Source organism: Caulobacter sp. GW821-FHT10A10 (genome assembly GCF_059415745.1).
In genome coordinates, this window is the sequence record NZ_JBWKNV010000003.1 from 28,185 (window position 1) to 47,942 (window position 19,758).

The following is a 19,758-nucleotide window of genomic DNA, read 5'->3' on the forward strand; positions in this document are numbered from 1 at the left end:
TGGGGTTGGAGAGTGCGGTGGCCTGGGCGTCCGATCCGTTCGGCTACCTTGGACGCCACGGTGACGTCGTGCGCACGTTTCAGCCCGGCGCGGCGGGTGTCGAAGTCATCTCGCGCAAGAGCCGCCGACGCCTTGGCCGTCTTCAGGAGGCCTCGCCGGGCCTCTTCGTCGGCGAGGTCAAGCCGACCGCAGATTACGCTCTGCGCGTGCTGTGGCCGGACAGCGCTTGGGAAACCGAGGACGTCTATGGCTTTGGTCCGGTGCTTTCAGAAGCCGACCTGACGGCGATCGCACAGGGCGAAGTCATGGGCATGGCCGATCGGCTCGGCGCGGTTCCCCGCGCGCTTGAAGGTGTCGAGGGCGTGGCGTTCAGCGTCTGGGCGCCCAACGCCAGGCGGGTGAGCCTGGTAGGCGACTTCAACAGCTGGGACGGGGAGCGCCATCCCATGCGCCTGCGCCATGAGGCGGGCGTCTGGGAGATCTTCATTCCGCGCCTCGCCGCTGGCGAGCGCTACAAGTTCGATGTCGAAGGCGCCGACGGGGTCGTGCGCCGCAAGGCCGACCCCCTCGCTCGCGCCAGCGAGACCCCGCCAGCCACCGCCTCCATCGTCGCGCCCCTACTCGACCATGCCTGGGGAGACGACGGTTGGATGGCCGACCGCGCCGCGCGCCATCACGCCGGCGCGGCGATCTCGATCTACGAGGTCCACGCCGGATCCTGGCGACGCCCCTGGGACGGTCAGGCCTGTCACGACTGGGACGCCCTGGCCGACCATCTGATCCCCTACGTCGCCGGCCTCGACTTCACCCATGTTCAGTTGATGCCGATCATGGAGCATCCCTTCGGCGGCTCCTGGGGCTACCAGCCGCTCGGGCAGTTCGCGCCTTCCGCACGCTATGGCGCGCCCGAGGGACTGGCTCGCTTCGTCGATCGCTGCCATCAGGCGGGCCTGGGCGTCATTTTCGACTGGGTCCCGGCCCACTTTCCCAGCGACGCCCACGGGCTGGAGCGCTTCGACGGCACGGCCCTCTACGAACATGCCGATCCGCGCGAGGGCTTCCACCCGGACTGGAACACCCTGATCTACAATCTGGGCCGAGACGAGGTCGCCAGCTTCCTGGTGGCCTCGGCCCTCTACTGGCTCGATCGCTTCCACATCGACGGATTGCGTGTCGATGCGGTGGCCTCGATGCTCTACCGCGATTACAGCCGCAAGGCCGGCGAGTGGACGCCCAATATCCATGGCGGGCGCGAGAACCTGGAATCCATAGCCTTCCTGCGTCGGCTCAATGCGGCGGTCAGCGAGCACTTCCCAAGCGCCATCACCATCGCCGAGGAGTCGACCGCCTGGCCGGGCGTGACAACGCCTGTCGATCAGGGCGGTCTTGGCTTCTCGTACAAATGGAACATGGGGTGGATGAACGACACCCTGCGCTACATGCACCGTGACCCAGTCCATCGCGGCTGGCACGGCGGAGACTTGGCCTTTGGTCTCACCTACGCCTTCACCGAGCGCTTCGTCCTGCCGCTCAGCCATGACGAGGTCGTCCACGGCAAGGGCTCGCTGCTGTCGAAGATGCCGGGCGACCGCTGGCGACAGTTCGCCAACCTACGCGCGCTCCTGGCGCTGATGTGGGCCCATCCCGGCAAGAAGCTGCTGTTCATGGGCGGCGAGATCGGCCAGTGGCGCGAATGGGACCACGACGGCGAGCTCGATTGGGCCTTGCTCGAGACGCCTGAGCACGCCGGGCTGCAACGCCTGGTCGGCGATCTCAACCGTGTCTATCGCCAGGAAGGCGCTCTGCATCATACCGATGCGGATGCGCGCGGTTTTGGCTGGATCGCCGAGAACCACGATCGCGACGGCGTCTTCGTCTTCGAGCGCCGCTCCTTCCATGGCGGCGCGCCCTTAATCGTGGCCGTCAACATGACGCCGCAGCCGCAGATGCGGCGGGTGCGCGTTCCGCTGGAAGGCCGCTGGGCCGAAATCCTCAACACCGACGCGGCCGTCTATGGCGGCGGCGACCTTGGCAACCGAGGCGGGGCGAGCGCCTTCTCCCATCCCGACGGCCCGGCCCTGGACCTGACCTTGCCACCGCTGGCCGCTGTCTATCTCCGTTACGAAGGACCTAGCGCTTGACCCCCTCGCCCGAACGCCTGGACTCCGGATCGCCCTATCCCCTGGGCGCCACTTTCGATGGTCTTGGCGTCAACTTCGCGGTGTTCTCCGCCAACGCCGAGCGCATCGACCTTTGCCTCTTCGACCCATCGGGCCGCAAGGAACTGGCCCGTTATCCCCTGCCCGAGTGCACCGACGAGGTCTGGCACGGCTATTTGCCCGATGCGCGCCCTGGCCAGCTCTACGGCTTTCGCGCCTATGGCCCCTACGCGCCCGAACAGGGCCACCGGTTCAATCCCAACAAGCTCTTGCTGGACCCCTACGCCCGCCGCCTGGCCGGCCAGCTTCGCTGGACCGACGCCCTGCACGGCTACCATGTCGGTTCGCCGCGCGCGGATCTTTCCTTCGATCGTCGCGACAGCGCCCCGGCCATGCCCAAGTCGGTCGTCACCGCCGACGCCTTCGACTGGGAAGGCGATCGCCGGCCCAACACGCCCTGGTCGGAGACGGTGATCTACGAGGCCCACGTCAAGGGCCTGACCGCCCTGCTCGAAGAGGTCGGCCCTAAGGATCGCGGCACCTTCGCGGCCCTTTCCCACCCCAAGGTCATCGAACATCTCAAGCGCCTGGGCGTCACGGCGCTGGAACTGTTGCCGGTCCACGCCTTCACCCAGGATCGCTTCCTGCAGGAGCGCGGCCTGTCCAACTACTGGGGCTACAACACCCTGGCCTTCTTCGCGCCGGAGGCGCGGTATCTCGCCAGCGGCAGCCACGATGAATTCCGCCTGGCCGTACGCCGGCTGCACGCCAGCGGCATCGAGGTCATTCTCGACGTCGTCTACAACCACACCGCCGAAGGCAGCGAGATGGGGCCGACCCTGTCCTTGCGCGGCCTCGACAACGCCACCTACTACCGCTTGGTCGCCGACAACCCGCGCCACTGCATCAATGACACCGGCACTGGCAACTCGCTGAACATGGCCTCGGCTCGGGTCATCCAGATGGTGGCCGACTCTCTGCGCTACTGGGCTCAGTCCTTCCGAGTGGACGGCTTCCGCTTCGACCTGGGCGTGACGCTAGGCCGCGAGGGCGACGCAGGCTTCTCGCCGGGCGCGGCCTTCTTCGACGTCCTGCGCCAGGATCCCGTGCTGGGCCGGCTAAAGCTGATCTCCGAGCCCTGGGATATCGGTCCGGGCGGCTATCAGCTGGGCCAGCACCCGCCTAGCTTTGCTGAATGGAACGACAAGTTCCGCGACACCACCCGTCGGTTCTGGCGTGGCGATGCGGGTCAGCGGCCGGATCTGGCCGCGCGGCTGTCCGGTTCGGGCGATCTCTTCGATCGGCGCGCGCGCCGCCCCTGGGCCAGCATCAACATGCTGACCGCCCATGACGGCATGACGCTGCAGGATGTTGTCAGCTATGACGGCCGCCATAACGAGGCCAATGGCGAGAACGGCCAGGACGGCCACAGCGAGAACTATTCGCGTAACTGGGGCGTCGAAGGCCCGACCGAGGACGACGCGATCCTGGCCCAGCGCGGCCGCGTCCAGCGCTCGATGCTCACGACGCTGATGACCGCGCTCGGCACGCCGATGCTGCTGGGCGGCGACGAGTTTGGCCGCACCCAGCAGGGCAACAACAACGCCTATTGCCAGGACAACGCCATCAGCTGGTTTGACTGGACAACGGCGGCCAGCCCGGCGGGCCAGTCGCTGATCGCCTTTACCGCCCGGCTGATCGCCTTGCGCAAAGCCCATCCCCTGCTGCGCGCCGGCGCGTTTCTCTACGGCCAGGAGGAGATCGCGCCGGGCGTTTTGGACATCGACTGGTTCGATGAGCGCGGCGAGCGCCTGTCGCAGGGCGACTGGCAAAACCCCGAGGGTCGGGCCCTGGTGATGCGGCGCGCGCGCAGGCTGGGCGATGGCCGCCTTGAACTCCTGGCGCTGGCGCTCAACGGCGCGTCCGAGACCCTGACCTTCAACCTGCCCGGCGAGGGCCTGACGTTCGAGCGCCTGATCGACAGCGCCGAGCCGGACGCGCCCCCCGAGGAGGTCGGCCAGACCCTGGACCTGGCCGGCGGCGGCGCGGTGGTGCTGCGCGCGGTCGAGCCTGCGGCATGACCGCGCGGGCCGGTCCATCCTGGACGGCGCCGGGCCAGGTGCGGTTCTCGCTCTGGGCCCCCGGCCGCGCGAGCGTCGCTCTCGAGCTGAACGGGGCTCCGGCGCAGGCGATGCAGCCGCTCGGCGAGGGATGGTTTGGCCTTGAGGCCAACGCCTCGCCAGGGTCTCGCTATCGCTTTCGCCTTGATGAGGAACTCGCCGTTCCCGACCCCGCCGGACAGGCCCTCGACAGCGACGTCCATGGCTGGAGCCTTCTTGTGGATCATGGCGCCTATCGCTGGCGACAGGCCGACTGGCCAGGACGGCCGTGGTCCGACGCGGTGCTCTATGAAGTCCATTGCGGGGTCATGGGCGGCTTTGAAGGGCTGGCCGAACGTCTGCCAGACCTGGCCGGGCTTGGCGTGACGGCCCTGCAGCTGATGCCGCTCAACGCGTTCTCCGGCACACGCAACTGGGGCTATGACGGCGTCCTGCCTTACGCCCTGGCGCCGGCCTACGGCTCGCCCGACCAGCTGAAAGCCCTCGTGGACAAAGCCCACGGCCTTGGGATGATGGTGCTGCTGGACGTGGTCTACAACCACTTCGGCCCGGACGGAAATTACCTGCCGCTCTATGCCGGCGCGTTCTTCGACGAGGATCGCAAGACGCCCTGGGGTCCGGCCATCGCCTTCGGAACGCCCGCGGTGGCGCGCTACTTCATCGACAACGCGCTCTATTGGCTCGAGACCTACAAGCTCGACGGCCTGAGGTTCGACGCGGTCCACGCCATCGGCGACAACGCCTTTCTCGACGCCATGGCGGCCGAGATCCGCTCGCGCATCGTCGAGCGACCGATCCATCTGGTGCTCGAGAACGAAGCCAATGACGCCGCCCGGCTGACGGCCGGTTTCGACGCCCAATGGAACGACGACTTCCACAACGTCGTCCACGTCCTGCTCACCGACGAGACCAGCAGCTACTACCAGGACTTCGCCGACCGCCCCGCCGAGCGCCTGGCGCGCTGTCTTGCCGAAGGCTTCATCTATCAGGGCCAGCCCTCCCCCAATCATGACGGCCGACCGCGCGGTCTTTCCAGCGGGCATCTGCCGCCGACCGCCTTCGTCAATTTCCTGCAGAACCACGACCAGGTCGGCAACCGCGCCCTGGGCGAGCGACTGACGCAGATGGTCGCGCCAGAGCGCCTGCAGGCGGCCATGGGCTTGCTGCTGCTTGGCCCGCAGATCCCGATGCTGTTCATGGGGGAAGAGGACGGCTCGACCAGCCCCTTCCTGTTCTTCACCGACTTTCACGACGCCCTGGCCGACGCCGTGCGCGAGGGTCGCCGACGCGAGTTCGCCAAGTTCCCGGCCTTCGCCGATCCGCAGGCCCGCGCGACCATCCCAGACCCCAACGCCAAGGAAACCTTCGAGGCCTCATGGCCGCGCCCCGGCGCCGACCCAGCCGCCTGGCGCGCCCTCGTCGGCCACCTCCTGCGCTTGCGGCGCGAGCACCTTGCGCCTCACATCGAGACGGCTATCAGCCTTGGCGCCGAGGCGATCGGCGCCAAGGCCGTCCAGGCCAGCTGGCGGCTTGAGACCAAGACCTTCACACTGGCCGTCAATCTTGGCGAGGAGCCGGCGGTGCTCTCAGCAGCGCCGGAAGGCCCGCCGCTGGCCGTGGTTGGCGCAGCCCCGAGCGGCGGCCTGCTTGCGCCCGCCAGCTTTGTCGCCTGGCTGGAGGCCGCGCCGTGAGCCGCGAGCCGTTGCTGGCGCTGGCGCAGGCCGTCGGCATCCTGGTCGACTGGACCGATTTCAACGGGGTCGAACGCCAGGTCGGGCGCGAGACGATCGAGGCGGTGCTCGCCGCCCTTGGCCATGATCCCAAGGCGCCGCAAGAGGCCCTGGCCCGGCTTGGCCGCCGCGGCCGCGGCGGCCTCATGATCGTGCAGGCCGGCGCGCCCTTCAGCCTTGCCAGCGCATCGGGCCATGCCCGCCTGACGCTCGAGAACGGTCAAACCCTCGATCTTGCAGCCAGCGACGGCCAGATTAGCGTCAAGATCGAGACGCCGGGCTACCATTGGCTGGATGTGGACGAGCAGCGCCTGTACCTGGCGGTCTGTCCTGCGCGATGCCTGACGCCGCGCGATCTTCTCGGCCGTCCTGGCTGGGGTCTTGGCGTCCAGCTCTACGCCCTGCGCGATAGCGGCGCCTTCGGGGACTTTTCGTCTCTGGCCGCGTTCGCCAGGGCCGCCGGCGCGGCCGGCGCCGACGCCCTGGCCATCAGCCCGACCAATGCGCTCTTCCCGGCCGCGCCGCAGCGCTGCAGTCCCTATTCGCCCTCCAGCCGCGACCGCCTCAATATCATGTTTGCCGATCCCAGCAGCATAGGCGGGACAGCCCCTGCGGCGACGGGCGAGGCCCTGATCGACTGGAGCGCCAGTGCGGCCGCCAAGCTTGCCAGGCTCAACGCGGCCTATCATGTGTTCGCCGGCGACCCGCGCCTGGACGACTTCATCGCCGCGGGCGGCCAAGCCTTGCAGCGGCACGCCTTGTTCGAGGCGCTGGACGAGCGCTTTGCGCCCACCTTCGGGGCGGGAAACTGGCGAGCCTGGCCCGCGCCTTTCCGCAGCCCTCAGAGCGCCGAACGCGAGGCCGACGCCCTGGGTCTGGGCGATCGGATCGGATTTTTCCTGTTCGCTCAGTGGCTGGCCGATCTTGGCCTGGCCCAGAGCCAGGCCGCCGCCAAGGCCGCCGGTCTTGGGCTTGGGCTGATCACCGATCTTGCGGTGGGCCTCGATCCTGGCGGCGCGCACGCCTGGAGCCGCCCGCAGGACCTGATGATGGGCTTGACGCTTGGCGCGCCGCCGGACGCTTTCCAGGCTGCGGGCCAAGCCTGGGGCATCACCAGCTTCGCCCCGGACGCCCTCATCGAAGGCAGTTATGAGCCATTCTTGACCACCCTGCGCGCGGCGCTTGGCCATGCGGGCGGGGTACGCATCGACCACGCCTTGGGTCTGGGCCGGCTCTGGGTCGTGCCCGACGGCGGCGGCGCCGATCAGGGCGCCTATCTGCGATACCCCATTGACGACCTCCTTAGCCTGATCGCCCTGGAATCGCACCGGGCCGGCGCGGTGGTGATCGGCGAGGACCTTGGGGTGGTCCCGCCCGGGTTTCGCGAGCGTCTGGCCGAACGCGGCCTTCTGGGCATGCGGGTCCTGCCGTTCGAACGAGATACCGACGGCGGGTTCAGGCCGCCCGGCGAATGGGACAGCCTGGCCGTGGCCATGACCAGCACCCATGACCTGGCGCCAGTCGCCGGCTGGTGGCGCGGCCGCGATATCGACTGGCGCCGCCGTCTGGACGCGCCTGGCGATCGTGACGCCGAAACCCTGGAGCGCGCCGCCGAGCGTCAGGCCTTTTGGCAGGCGGCCGATCATGCGGGTTTGACGCGCGCGCCGCCGACCGCGGCCGACGCCCCCCAAGCCGCCGACGCTGCTGACGCCGCCGTCGATCTGGCTCTCGAGCTGGTCGCCGCGACCCCGTGCGAGCTGGCCCTGATCCCGATAGAGGATCTGGCGGGCCTGGACGAGGCGCCCAACCTGCCGGGCGTCGTCGACCTGCATCCCAACTGGCGCCGCCGGCTTCCCCAGCCAAGCCCGGCCCTGCTTGCTTCACCTCAAGTCGCCGCGCGCCTCGAGCGGCTGCGCGCCCAGAGACCGCGATGACCCCGACCGCAACCTACCGCGTCCAGTTCCACGCCGGCTTCACCTTCGCCGACGCCGCCGCCCTGGCCCCCTATTGGGCCGCCCTGGGGATCAGCCATCTCTACGCCTCGCCCATCGCGACGGCGCGCCAGGGATCGACACACGGCTACGACGTCACCGATCCCACCACCATCAATCCGGCCCTGGGCGGCGAAGACGGCTTTCAGGCCCTCGTCCAAGCCCTTCGCGCCCACGGCCTTGGACTGGTGCTCGACATCGTGCCCAACCACGTCGCGGTCGGCGGCGGCGACAACGCCTGGTGGCTGGACGTGCTCGAAAACGGCCAGGCCAGTCGCTACGCCGGCCATTTCGATATCGACTGGGCCCCGGCCGATCTCGATCTTGCCGGCAAGGTGCTGGCCCCGTTCCTGGGCGCGCCGTATGCCCAGGCGCTTGCGGCCGGCGATATCGTGCTCGACGTCGAAGCCAATCTTGGCCGCCTCTCCGTCCTGGCTCATGGCGCCCACCGCTTTCCGCTGAGGCGGGAGGATTATGCCAGCGTCCTGGCGGCGGTCGGAGCCGACACGGTGGCCGACATCGATCCAGAGCGCCTGGCCAGCATCTTTGACGGCGCTAGCCTCCACGAGCTTCTAGAGCAGCAGCACTACCGGCTAGCCTGGTGGCGCACGGCCGGCGACGCCATCAACTGGCGGCGCTTCTTCGACATCACCGAGCTGGCGGGCCTGCGCATCGAAGATCCCGCCGTCTTCGACGCCGTCCACGCCCTGCCGCTGAGGCTTTACCGCGAGGGACTGATCGACGGCTTGCGGGTCGACCATGTCGATGGCCTGGCCCTGCCCGGCGTCTATGCTCGGCGCCTGCGACAGGCGCTGGTGGAGGCCGCGCCCGACCGGACGCCCTGGATGGTCGTCGAGAAGATCCTCGGAAGCGGCGAGGCTCTGGCCGACGACTGGGACGTGGACGGCACGACCGGCTACGAGGTCATGAACGAGATTTCCGCCGTCCAGCACGCGTCGGCGGGCGCGCAGCCGCTGGCCGCGCTGTGGAACGCCGTCAGCGGTCGCCCCGAAGATTTCGCGATCGAGGAGCACGCCGCTCGCCGTGAGGTGCTCGCCCGCGATTTCGCCGCCCAGCTGGATGCAGCCGCCAAAGCCTTCCATCGGCTCGCCCAGGCCGACATCGCCACGCGGGATCTGCCGATGCCAGGCCTTCGCCGGGCCCTGGCGGCGCTGATCACCGCCTTCTCGACCTATCGCACCTATGCCAACGAGACGAACGAGGCGACGCAGGATCCTTTCGATCGCGCCGCCGCGGCGGAGCCTGCCTCGGCCTTCGCCCTGGCGCAGATCCGCCGCTGGTTGGCGGCGGACGGCGACTTTCCCGCCGATCTCAGGGCGCAGGCCATTCGACGCTTCGAGCAGCTCAGCGCGCCCGTCGCCGCCAAGGCTGTGGAGGACACCGCCTTCTATCGGTACGGCCGGCTCCTCTCACGCAACGATGTCGGTTTCGATCCTGGACGCCTGTCGACATCGCCGGCCCGGTTCCTGGCACTCGCCGACGCACGCGGCCGGGCCTTCCCCGACAGCCTGCTGACCACCGCCACCCACGACCACAAGCGCGGGGAGGATGTCCGCGCGCGCCTGGCGGTGCTGAGCCACATGCCAGAGGCCTGGGCGGCTCGCGCCCAGGCCTGGCTGGACCTCGCGCCGCCTGGCCCGATGGAGCCCGGCGACGCCCACATGCTGCACCAGACGATCCTGGGCGCCTGGCCTCTGGACCTCCCGCCGACGGATGGCGCAGGCCTGACCGCCTTTGCCGACCGCCTGGCCGGCTGGCAGCGCAAGGCCCTGCGCGAAGCCAAGCTGCGCTCGGCCTGGAGCGTTCCGGACGAGGCCTATGAAGCAATCTGTGAAGACTACCTGCGAGGCTTGCTTGAGGGCCCGGAGGAGGCTTTCCGTGACGACTGCGCAGCGCTGGTGGCGACCATCGCGCCAGCCGGCGTCGCCAACAGCCTGGTGCAGGCGGGGCTGCGGCTGACACTGCCGGGTGTGCCGGATCTCTTCCAGGGCGCCGAATTTTGGGATTTCAGCCTGGTGGATCCCGACAACCGGCGGCCGGTCGACTACACGGCGCGAATGAAGGCCCTTCAGAGCGAGCCGGGAGCGTTCGACTGGCGCGACGGCGGCGCAAAGCAGGCCTTGATCAAGCAGCTCCTGCACCTGCGCCGCCAGCATCCCGATGTCTTTCGCGCACCGCTGCAGGCTTTGGCGGTCCGGGGCCGACGCGCAGAGCAGGTGGTCGCCTTCGAGCGCGGCGCGGGATCCAAGCGACTGGTCGTTATCGCCGGCGTCGGCTGCGCGCCCGCCTGTCTGGCGAGCGGCGCGCCCAGCATCACGCCGGACTGGTGGGACGACACCGCCCTGCCCGACGGCCGCTCGATCGCCGATCTGACGCGCGGCGCGCCGTTCTGGGCGGCCGTGGTCTGAGACCCTTGGTCGCGGCCTCGTCTGATTGACAGGACTCGCGTTCGGCGCGTCCATGGTCCGGCTTCTGGGGAGGGGCGCGGTGACCAAGGTCGTGATCGATTACGAGGAAAAGCTCTATCTGGCGCTCGCGGCCCTTCGCGGCGCGGGCTACGAGCCCGAGCGTCTGGTGCTCGATCGCCCCAGCCGCCTTGGCCCCACCAGCATAGACTGGACGGCGACCCGCTCAGGCGGCGCGCCTCGGGCGCTCGACCTGGCGATAGATTTTCACGACCAGCAGCCGCCGTCGATCGCCGTAAGCAAGGACGGCCGGACCTTCCGGGCCCCGGTCAGCCTCAAGCCTCTGGCGCGTTGGCTGGCGTCGGCCGCCGGCGAGCGCGAGCCCTTGGCGCTTATCCCGACCTACGCGGTTGCGCGCCTGCGTGCGGTGCGTTGAAGACCGCCCGGCGCCCGCCTCGAGAGGTTTGTGCTTCGTGGCGCTCCCTTGGGCTTTAACCTCCGGATGCCGCTGGCCTAATTCTTGAGGGCGCAACGCGGGCGCGGCGCGTGTCCGCGCCCAGGCCGACCGCGCCTTACCCGGCGCCTTAGGGATCTAGGGCGTAGGCGTCGAAAGAAGCCACGTGGCGAGCCCCCAAGGCGGACACTCTTTCGGACGACGACGAGGCGCAGCGCTCGCATTCGTTCTGCTCGCCCGATACCGCCGATGCCCAACTTCTCCTGGCCTGGGGAAACCCGTGCTTTTCGCCAAAGGGCCAGTTGGGCGTCGACCAGAAAACCTGCCTGACCGGCTAGGCGCCGCCGATCGTCATGGCTTGAGCTTGACCATGTAGCTGGCGCCCCTGACCAATCGCCCCGTCGGACAGGTTTAGGCGGCCAGCACGCTCGCGGCCTGGCTAGGCGCGCAGCAGCGCCACCCTATTGGTCTTCGCCTCATGTGGCGGGAACAAGAAACGCCCGGCGCGCCCCCCGTCGCGCAGCCGGATATCGAGCACCACCGGCTCACCGGCCTCTGCAAGGCGAAGGGCCAAATCACGCGCGGCCTGCTCGGCGCGGGCGCCGCTTGAGTACGTCAGGGGGCTGTCGCTGAAGTCGCCGCGGACAATCCAGCCGTCGCCCGACGGCTCGACCAAGAGCAAAGAGGGCATAGGACTAACTCAGAACAGTGAGCGGGACGAATGGCGGCCGGCCTGCGCTGGCCGGCCTCCCGCCCCAACTCAAGAGAACATGTCGCGGTCTAGGCGGCGCAACGCGGATAGGATCTCGCTGAGCGGCACCGGCGCGGGGGTTCCCAAGAGCCATCTCTGACTGGGCCTATGCTCGACCGCGCTGGCGTCGGAGGCCCAGGCCGCCAGGATTTCCCGCTTTTCGACGGGGTTCAAGTCCTGGTCCTTCACAACTTCAAGCGGGTGAAGGAACCCGACGGCCGGCCGCGTAGGCAAAGAGCGCGGCCGCTCGGCATTGATGTTCACGGGCATGGCGGTCTCCCTAGGCGGCCTTACGCGTCGTGGCGGATCGGTCTTCCAGCGCTTGGTGGCTTTCGCCCAACGCGATGGGAATTTGCTTGGGCTTCAACGCTTCTGGCGCCTCGCGGGCGAGATTGACCGTCAGGACGCCACGGGCATGGATGGCGTCCTTTACGACGACATAGTCGGCAAGTTCGAACCGTCGCTCGAACGCGCGCTGGGCCAGGCCCTGGTGGAGGAACGCTCGTACCGCCTGCCCTGGGCTCGCGCCTTTCGCTCCCCGGATCACCAAAAGATTGGGCTGGACGAAGACCTCGAGATCCGTCGACGCGAAGCCGGCCGCCGCTAGCGAGATGCGATAGCGGTCCTCACCGATCTTTTCGATGTCGTAAGGAGGATAAGTGGCGCTGGCTTCAGCGCGCAGGGCAGTCTCAAGAAAATCGACCGAACGATCGACACCAATGAGCGAGCTATAGAGAGGCGTGACGTCAAAAGCTGTGCTCATTTCCATCTCCTCGCAAGCAAGTTGGACATGAGGGGCGCTGAGCGTCATCTCGCGCCCCAGGGCCAGGCCCTGTCGGCGCCCGGCAGCAAGCGGTGAGTTAGGGCGCGGCGGGAGCGCTTCAAGACGCCGACCGAAAAATTCTAACCGCTTGGCCCGCCTGAAGCGGCCCTCTTGCAGCCGCTAAATGGCCTTTCCCACGGCGCGACGCCCCGGCCCTCAGACTGGCGAGCGCCGCCCCCCAAAAAGCCAGCATGAGCAAGTCGCTCACTTGCTGGCACATCAAGGCGGCTCAACGTGAAGACGCTTGTGAGAAGCGACCCTTGCAAGCGCCGAACCAAGCGGGCGCGACACGCGTTCCAAGCCGAGAAAGCGCCGCCTGGAAGACCAACTTGACCGCCGCCGACGACGATCATTCGCCCCTCCTCCCTCAAGAAGACATCGAAGGCGGCGGCCAGAGCCGCGGCGTGCCCGCGGCGGGGACCCTGGATGACGGGCCGTCCGAACCGCTAGGCTCGCCTGGCATGCGCCATTGGCGCGAGAGCACCATCACCCGCCCCGACCTAAACGAGCGCGGAGGCGTCTTCTTCGCCGCGGTCGAGATGACGCGCATGCCGATGATCCTGACGGACCCCAACAAGGACGATAACCCCGTCGTCTTCGCCAACAAGGCGTTCCTCGATCTCACCGGCTACGAGGAGACCGAGATCCTCGGCCGCAACTGCCGCTTTCTTCAGGGCCCAGGCTCGGACCGGGATGTCATCGCCGAGATCCGAGAAGCGGTGAAGAAAGTAGACGCCGTCTCAGTGGAGATCCTCAACTACAAACGCGATGGCACACCGTTTTGGAATTCGGTGTTCATCGGTCCGGTGTACGACACCTCCGGCGAGCTTCTCTACTTTTTCGCCAGTCAGCTCGATGTCAGCCGGCGACGCCACAGCGAGCAGGCCTACCGCCAATCGCAAAAGATGGAGTCGATCGGACAGTTGACCGCTGGCCTTGCCCACGACTTCAACAATCTTTTGCAGGTGGTCAACGGCAACCTGGAACTCTTGGCCTCGCGGCCGTTGGACGAACGTAGTTTGCGCTATATCGATGCCGCACGGTCGGCGGCCGAACGTGGCGCCAAGCTCACGCGCCAGCTCCTTGCTTTCGCCCGCAAGACGCGATTGGAACCGACCGCGGTCAATCTCTCCGACCTGATCAATAATTTCGGCGAGCTGATCGAGACGACCGTCGGCGCCCAGGTCGACGTCCAACTGAACCTTCAGCGGCGTTTGCCGGCCGTCCTGGTCGACGCCGACCACTTCGAGATGGCCCTGCTCAACATCATCATCAACGCCCGCGACGCCATGCCTGACGGCGGCGTGGTCACCATCACGACGAGGACCTTCCACCTCAATGGCGACGCTGAGGCGCGGCAATTGCCCAGCGGCGATTATGTAGCCGTCGAGATTCTCGACGATGGCGAGGGCATGCCCCAACAAGTTCTCGAGCGAGCAACAGAGCCCTTTTTCACCACCAAGGGCGTTGGGAAAGGCACCGGGCTTGGCCTAGCCATGGCGCATGGCTTTGTTCAGCAGTCGCGTGGACGGCTGGAGATCGAGAGCGAACCTGGCAAGGGCGCGCTGATCCGCTTGATCTTTCCGGCCGTGCCGGGCGCGGCCGAGCGCAGCGTCCCGGAGCTTTCGGCTGCGGCCGCCGGGCCAGCCCCCGCCGATCCTGCACCAAAGAACGAGGCGAGCATCCTCCTGGTCGAGGACGACCTCGAAGTGCAAGCGCTTGGCGCAGAAATCTTGCGGAGCGCCGGCTATCGGGTGACCACGGCCTCCTCTGGCGACGAAGGCCTGGCCGTCCTCGCGGCCGCGCCCGACGCCTTCGATCTGCTGTTTAGCGACATCGTCATGCCAGGGGGCAGCAACGGCATTGTGCTGGCCGAGAACGCCAAGCGCCTGCGTCCCGAACTTCCCGTCCTCCTGACCACCGGCTACAACGAGGATCTGCTCGCCGAAGGGCCAGCCCGCCCCTCCCTGGATGTGATCGGCAAACCCTACCGGCGCGCCGAGTTGCTCGATCGCATCCGCCAGGCGCTCGCAAAGCTTTCTCCAGACGTACGCCGCACGCCTTCGGATTTTGGATCCGCGGAAGCCTGATCGCTCCTTTACCGCCTGAGCCAAAAGCCGAAGCTCGCGCCTCTCCCTTAAAGCTCAGCTGCGCGATTTGCCGCTGCAGGGGTGTTGTCGGCAATTCGACAACGCCCGGCCAGCACAGCACTGGACCGCGCGATAGCGAACGGCGCTCATCCTTCCCTGAGGCCTGCAGATCCGCTGCTTTTGATCAAACTGGCCAATAGTTACGATCGCCCATGCCCAGTGCGTGTCGATGCTTGTTCCGATGGCGCTCTCGACCCGTTAGCGGACGCAGCCGCAAACTCCTGGAGCGGATCGGGATCAAAGCCTACGAAGCAGCGTTGCTTTCGCTCTCGCCAGGAAACCCGCGATGCATCCCCGTCCCTGTTCATCCGCGCAAAGCCGCTCGGTGCGCACCGGAGAATGCGGCGCCCTTACCTTGAGCGACGTGAGATCGCGGGCCGCCGGTCGATGTGGAGACAAAGGGATATGGTGACGCCTGCCGGCGAGACGGCCTGGGACGCTTTGGTCAACCAGGCCTACACGATCGACGAAAGCGTCCTGGAGGGCCTTTCGGCCATGCTTGTGATCGCGCCGCATCCGGACGACGAAACCCTTGGCTGTGGCGGTCTTCTGTCCCGCGCGGCCGACCACGGCCTGCGTCCTCGGGTGGCCTTCCTCACGAATGGCGAGGGCTCTCACCCGCGCTCGCCGTCTTGGTCGCCCGAACGTTTGGCCGAGCAGCGGCGAGCCGAAGCCATTCAGGCGCTCGACGTGCTGGGCGTACCAAGGAGCGACATTCTTTTCCTCGATTGGCCTGACGGCTGCCCGCGGCCTAGGGGACTTGCAGCCTATCAACAGACGCTGGAGACGCTGGAGGACTGGTGCGGCGCCTTCACACCGTGGAGCGTCTGGACCCCCTGGCGCGGCGAGGCGCATGGTGATCACCTCGCCGCCGCGATGCTCGGCGCCGACCTTGCCGGCATGCTGGCGCGTGATGTCGCCTTGATGGAGTATCTGGTTTGGGGGTGGACGGATCCAGACCTCCTGCAGCGTCATGGCGCCAGGAATGTCTGGGGCCTGGCTTGCGCGGACCTGATCGAACGCCGCCAGCGCGCTCTTGCGGCGCACGCCACGCAGTTGGGCATGATCACCGATGACCGAACGGGATTTGTGCTTCCACCCGAGATCGCCGCCCTGGTCGAACGCCCCTTCGAGATCTTTCTTGAACGTCGCCTCTGAAGACGTGGCTCACCGAATGCTTCGCCCTTCGAGATCGGCCGCCAATGACGCTACATTGATGCGCCTTGGTGACACGACGGCGTCGCCCCCTTCCAAACAAGCAGCGTTGCTACGACACCCCCTTCAAGGGTTCTGACACCCAGCGCTGCCATAGCGCCAGCAAAAGGCCCTGGCGCTCGGGGAACGTCGCCAGGGCCTCGCGGTAGTGCGGTCAAAGGGGATTTGACCGCTATGAAATGCGCAGCGGCTCAGCTTGTTCCGCAGCCTTGGCCTCAAATTGAATCCCGTTGGATGGTGAGATTCCGCCGCCGCGCCCTTCGGCGGCGCGCCTGGCGCACCGCGTTCGGACTGGGTCGCCCCCATAGCCGCCATCTTTCGATGATCGACGGCGCTTCATTGGCCTCCTACAGCTCAATGGGAGGAGACGCGATGATCACGCTGGTTTGGTCGATCCAGCTCGCCGACATGGCATGTGAGCGGGAGACATGAGGCATTTTCCTGGACCGGCCAGGCCCCACCCGCAACAGCAGGTCTGATCGTCAAACGTCGCTGGAACAATCCATCGTCGCAGGGCTTTCTAGCCGGCCAATCGCCTCCAGGTGCTCCCTATGCATGAACACGCTGGCCGCCGCGCCCGCGCCGAGGATCTCGCCGACCTTGATGCGCTGACGCGCGCCTATTTCGAGATCCATCCCGACCCTGCCGACGTCGCCCAGCGCGTGGCTTTCGGGACCTCCGGACACCGAGGCTCGAGCCTGGACGCGGCCTTTAACGAGGACCACATCCTGGCCATAGCTCAGGCGGTGGCTGAATATCGCGCCAGCCAAGGGATCACCGGTCCGCTGTTCCTGGGCCGCGACACCCATGCCCTGTCAGAGCCGGCATGGCGAACGACGATAGAGGTGCTGGTCGCCAACGGTGTGGAGACCCTGATCGACGCCCGTGACGGCTTCACGCCGACGCCGGCGGTGTCGCACGCCGTTCTCGCCCAAAATCGCACTGCGCCGGGCAGCGCCGACGGCCTTCTGCTGACCCCATCGCACAACCCGCCCCGCGACGGCGGCATCAAGTACAATCCCCCGTCAGGCGGCCCGGCGGGCGGCGACGCGACCTTAGCGATCGCCGCTCGCGCCAACCAACTCCTGGAGGGCGGGTTGAAGGATGTCAGGCGCATTCCGTTCGAGCGCGCCGTGGCCGGTGCCGGGCGCTACGACTTTCTCGCCCGCTACATTGATGATCTGCCCGCGATCCTCGATCTGGACGCCATCCGGTCGGCCGCGGTTCGCATTGGCGCCGATCCTCTGGGCGGGGCCAGCGTCGCCTATTGGGGCGAGATCGCTGACCGTCACCGGCTTAACCTCACCGTGGTCAACGACGCGGTTGATCCGCGCTGGGCCTTCATGCCGCTCGACACCGACGGCAAGATCCGCATGGACTGTTCATCGGCGTCGGCGATGGCCAACCTGATCGGGATTATGGAAACCGGATCGAAGTACGACGTCGCCACTGGCAATGACGCCGACGCCGACCGCCACGGCATCGTCACCCCCGACGGCGGGCTGATGAACCCCAACCACTACCTCGCCGTGGCCATCGCATACCTGTTCGCCCATCGCCCAGCCTGGGCGGAGGATGTGGCGGTAGGCAAGACCCTGGTGTCGTCGTCGATGATTGACCGCGTGGTCGGCGGCCTTGGCCGCCGTCTGCTGGAGGTGCCGGTCGGCTTCAAGCACTTCGTGCCAGGCCTGCTGGACGGCTCCGTCGGCTTCGGTGGCGAGGAATCAGCCGGCGCCTCATTCCTGCGCAAGGACGGCACGGTCTGGACCACGGACAAGGACGGCCTTCTCCTGGCGTTGCTGGCCGCCGAAATCCAGGCGGTGACCGGCAAGAGCGCCAGCCAGCTCTACGCCGGCCTGACCGAAAACTATGGCGCTCCGGCCTATGCCCGCCTCGACGCCCCGGCCGACCGCCAACAGAAAGCGCGCCTAGCCGCCCTGAGCCCCAGCGACGTCACCGCCACCAGCCTCGCCGGCGAGCCGATCACTGCTGCCCTGACCAAGGCCCCGGGTAATGGCGAGGCGATCGGCGGACTGAAGGTAACGACCAAGAACGCCTGGTTTGCCGCCCGTCCGTCAGGCACCGAGGACGTCTACAAGATCTACGCGGAGTCATTTCTTGGCCCGGATCACCTGAATAAGGTCCAGGCCGAGGCTCGCAACGTGGTCGCTGAGGCCCTCAAGATGTGACAGGTTCCACGGCCGGCCCGCGTGTAACAGGCCCGCACGCTCCAGATGGAACGCCATTCGCCGCCATTGAGCCGGACGCTCTGGTCCCGCTGGTCGAAAGCGGGAGCCATGAATGTCATGTCCGCACGGCCCGCCGCTTGCATCTGGGGCGGCGCGCGCCCCTGCTGACCGCAATCCAGCACCAGTTCGGCGATCAGGTTTCGATCGAGAGAGCGTAGCGGTGGGGCTGATGCGTGACATTCTGTGACGGGCTATGCGGGCCTGGACCCAAACGCCTCAAGCGCGGCGTGCAGATCCGCCAAGGCGTCGTGCGCGATGTTTTCCGCCCCAGCGTAGCGCGTCGACGCCGAGCATCTGTCGGAGCGCAAAACCGCACTCCTAGCCCCAGCGTCCTCAATAGCAGTCGGCATAGCGACCCCAGGCATGTTCAGCAAAAGCTCCCTGTTTGTAGCGCTTCCGTAACGCCCGGCGCCAAGCTTAGGCCTATGAGCGAGGCAAGGTTTCGGATGTGCGCGGGGATGATCGGGGTGGATCGGAAGATCGCCGCGCTCATCGACGACTGCGACCGGGTCCTGGCAGACCTTCCAAAGACGGACGGGCGATGGCGCGCCCGGGTGGAGGCCCAGCGCCAGCGGCTGCTCGATCCTGATCTTCGCACCATAGTCGCCCTGGCCACGTCGCTTGCCGAGGACAGCCCGACCCTGGCGGTTCTGGTGGCGGCGGCCATGAAGGACCTGGTCGCGGCCGACCCGACGCTTGCGCCCTCCGCGTTGCGACTTCTCAACGCCGACGCGGACGCCTTGGCGGCCTGAGGCACGACAAGCTCGGTCGCAGCTTGAGCGCGCCGCGAAATTTTAGATTCCGCTCAAAGGCTTGAAGCTACAGGGCCTCGGTGAACGCGCGCGCCTACGTCGCACCCTGGAGCTGATTGACTCGCCGCCCGGCGTGAGAACAAAGATGGAACAAGTCCATTCTTGTCAGCATGTCCCAAGCCATCGCACCCGCCGCGCTCGACGCGCTTCGCCGCCAGGTCCGGTCCATCGAGACCGCCGATCAGACCACGCGCGGCGTGCTGCCTTTCGGCATACCGACGCTGGACAATAGGTTGCCGGGCGGGGGCCTGGCCCTGGGCGCCCTGCACGAGGTGGCTGGCGGCGCTGACGGCGCCCTGCATGGCGCGGCGGCCGCGCGCTTTGCGGCCGGTCTCCTGGCGCGGGCGCAGGGCGATGTTCTCTGGTGCCTTCGCCAGCGCGATCTCTTCGCGCCCTCCCTCGCCCAGGTCGGCCTGCCGCCCGAGAGGGTGGTGTTCGCCGAGGCCGGCGAGGAGGCCCAGGTCCTGGCGGCGATGGAGGAAGGCCTGCGGTCAGGCAGCCTGGTGGGCGTGGTTGGCGAGGTCGCCAAGCTCTCGATGACCGCCTCGCGACGGCTGCAGCTGGCCGCAGAGAAGAGCGGGACATTATGCATCGCCATTCGAAGATGGCGGCGGGTGGCCGATGCGGCCGATCTGGGCCAGCCCACGGCGGCCCAGACCCGCTGGCGGGTTTCGGCCCTGCCCTCCTCGCCGCTGCCTGTTCCCGGCGTGGGCCGTCTCCGCTGGTTTTTGGAACTTCTTCGCTGCCGCGCCGGCGAGGCCTTCGACATCGAGCTAGAAGCCTGTGACGCAACGGGTCATCTCCGTCTTCCTGCCCCGCTGGCCGACCGACCGGCTGATCCGGATGCAAGGCAAAAGCGCGCCGCCGCCTGAAACGCC

General features: G+C 67.6%; 14 protein-coding genes. 11 read left to right on the forward strand and 3 right to left on the reverse strand.

Going from position 1 to position 19,758, the window contains the following annotated elements; all coding sequences use genetic code 11:
- Positions 1-17: 17 nt before the first annotated feature.
- From glgB to AC07NS_RS09410, 6 genes are all read left to right on the forward strand, one after another.
- Complete coding sequence (gene glgB, locus AC07NS_RS09385) at positions 18-2,141, forward strand: 1,4-alpha-glucan branching protein GlgB (RefSeq protein WP_494602865.1); 2,124 nt, start codon at positions 18-20, stop codon at positions 2,139-2,141.
- Positions 2,138-4,240: a glycogen debranching protein GlgX gene (glgX, locus tag AC07NS_RS09390; RefSeq protein WP_494602866.1), complete on the forward strand. Its 2,103-nt coding sequence runs from the start codon at positions 2,138-2,140 to the stop codon at positions 4,238-4,240. Before glgB ends, glgX begins: the two co-directional genes overlap by 4 nt.
- The gene (treZ, locus tag AC07NS_RS09395; protein WP_494602867.1) at positions 4,237-5,970 is read left to right on the forward strand and encodes a malto-oligosyltrehalose trehalohydrolase; all 1,734 of its coding nucleotides are present in this window, start codon (positions 4,237-4,239) and stop codon (positions 5,968-5,970) included. The genes glgX and treZ overlap by 4 nt, the downstream gene beginning before the upstream one ends.
- Complete coding sequence (malQ, locus tag AC07NS_RS09400) at positions 5,967-7,943, forward strand: 4-alpha-glucanotransferase (protein WP_494602868.1); 1,977 nt, start codon at positions 5,967-5,969, stop codon at positions 7,941-7,943. Before treZ ends, malQ begins: the two co-directional genes overlap by 4 nt.
- Positions 7,940-10,429, forward strand: coding sequence for a malto-oligosyltrehalose synthase (treY, locus tag AC07NS_RS09405; RefSeq protein ID WP_494602869.1), 2,490 nt, complete (start codon positions 7,940-7,942; stop codon positions 10,427-10,429). Before malQ ends, treY begins: the two co-directional genes overlap by 4 nt.
- A gap of 79 nt (positions 10,430-10,508) precedes the next feature.
- Complete coding sequence (locus AC07NS_RS09410; protein WP_146217976.1) at positions 10,509-10,862, forward strand: hypothetical protein; 354 nt, start codon at positions 10,509-10,511, stop codon at positions 10,860-10,862.
- 457 nt (positions 10,863-11,319) lie between these two features.
- Here AC07NS_RS09410 and AC07NS_RS09415 read toward each other — a convergent pair whose 3' ends face one another.
- The 3 genes from AC07NS_RS09415 to AC07NS_RS09425 all read right to left on the reverse strand — a co-directional run bounded on the left by AC07NS_RS09415 (position 11,320) and on the right by AC07NS_RS09425 (position 12,394).
- Complete coding sequence (locus tag AC07NS_RS09415; RefSeq protein ID WP_110117605.1) at positions 11,320-11,571, reverse strand: hypothetical protein; 252 nt, start codon at positions 11,569-11,571, stop codon at positions 11,320-11,322.
- 69 nt (positions 11,572-11,640) lie between these two features.
- Positions 11,641-11,901, reverse strand: coding sequence for a hypothetical protein (locus AC07NS_RS09420; protein WP_494602870.1), 261 nt, complete (start codon positions 11,899-11,901; stop codon positions 11,641-11,643).
- 10 nt (positions 11,902-11,911) lie between these two features.
- On the reverse strand, positions 11,912-12,394 hold the full coding sequence (locus AC07NS_RS09425; protein WP_494602871.1) for an Hsp20 family protein: 483 nt from the start codon (positions 12,392-12,394) through the stop codon (positions 11,912-11,914).
- 389 nt (positions 12,395-12,783) lie between these two features.
- On the opposite strand from AC07NS_RS09425, the gene AC07NS_RS09430 reads away from it, so the two are divergent.
- From AC07NS_RS09430 to AC07NS_RS09450, 5 genes are all read left to right on the forward strand, one after another.
- Positions 12,784-14,544 carry a PAS domain-containing protein gene (locus AC07NS_RS09430; protein WP_494602872.1) on the forward strand — a complete coding sequence of 587 codons (1,761 nt, stop codon included), beginning with the start codon at positions 12,784-12,786 and terminating at the stop codon, positions 14,542-14,544.
- A 465-nt stretch (positions 14,545-15,009) separates the two neighbouring features.
- Positions 15,010-15,762: a PIG-L deacetylase family protein gene (locus AC07NS_RS09435; RefSeq protein WP_158285862.1), complete on the forward strand. Its 753-nt coding sequence runs from the start codon at positions 15,010-15,012 to the stop codon at positions 15,760-15,762.
- 608 nt (positions 15,763-16,370) lie between these two features.
- A complete protein-coding gene (gene pgm, locus AC07NS_RS09440) occupies positions 16,371-18,008 on the forward strand; it encodes a phosphoglucomutase (alpha-D-glucose-1,6-bisphosphate-dependent) (protein ID WP_494602873.1) in 1,638 nt (545 codons plus the stop codon).
- 527 nt (positions 18,009-18,535) lie between these two features.
- On the forward strand, positions 18,536-18,820 hold the full coding sequence (locus AC07NS_RS09445) for a hypothetical protein (protein ID WP_494602874.1): 285 nt from the start codon (positions 18,536-18,538) through the stop codon (positions 18,818-18,820).
- A 170-nt stretch (positions 18,821-18,990) separates the two neighbouring features.
- Positions 18,991-19,752 (forward strand): ImuA family protein, encoded by a 762-nt coding sequence (locus tag AC07NS_RS09450; protein WP_494602875.1) that lies wholly within the window; start codon positions 18,991-18,993, stop codon positions 19,750-19,752.
- Positions 19,753-19,758: the final 6 nt, after the last annotated feature.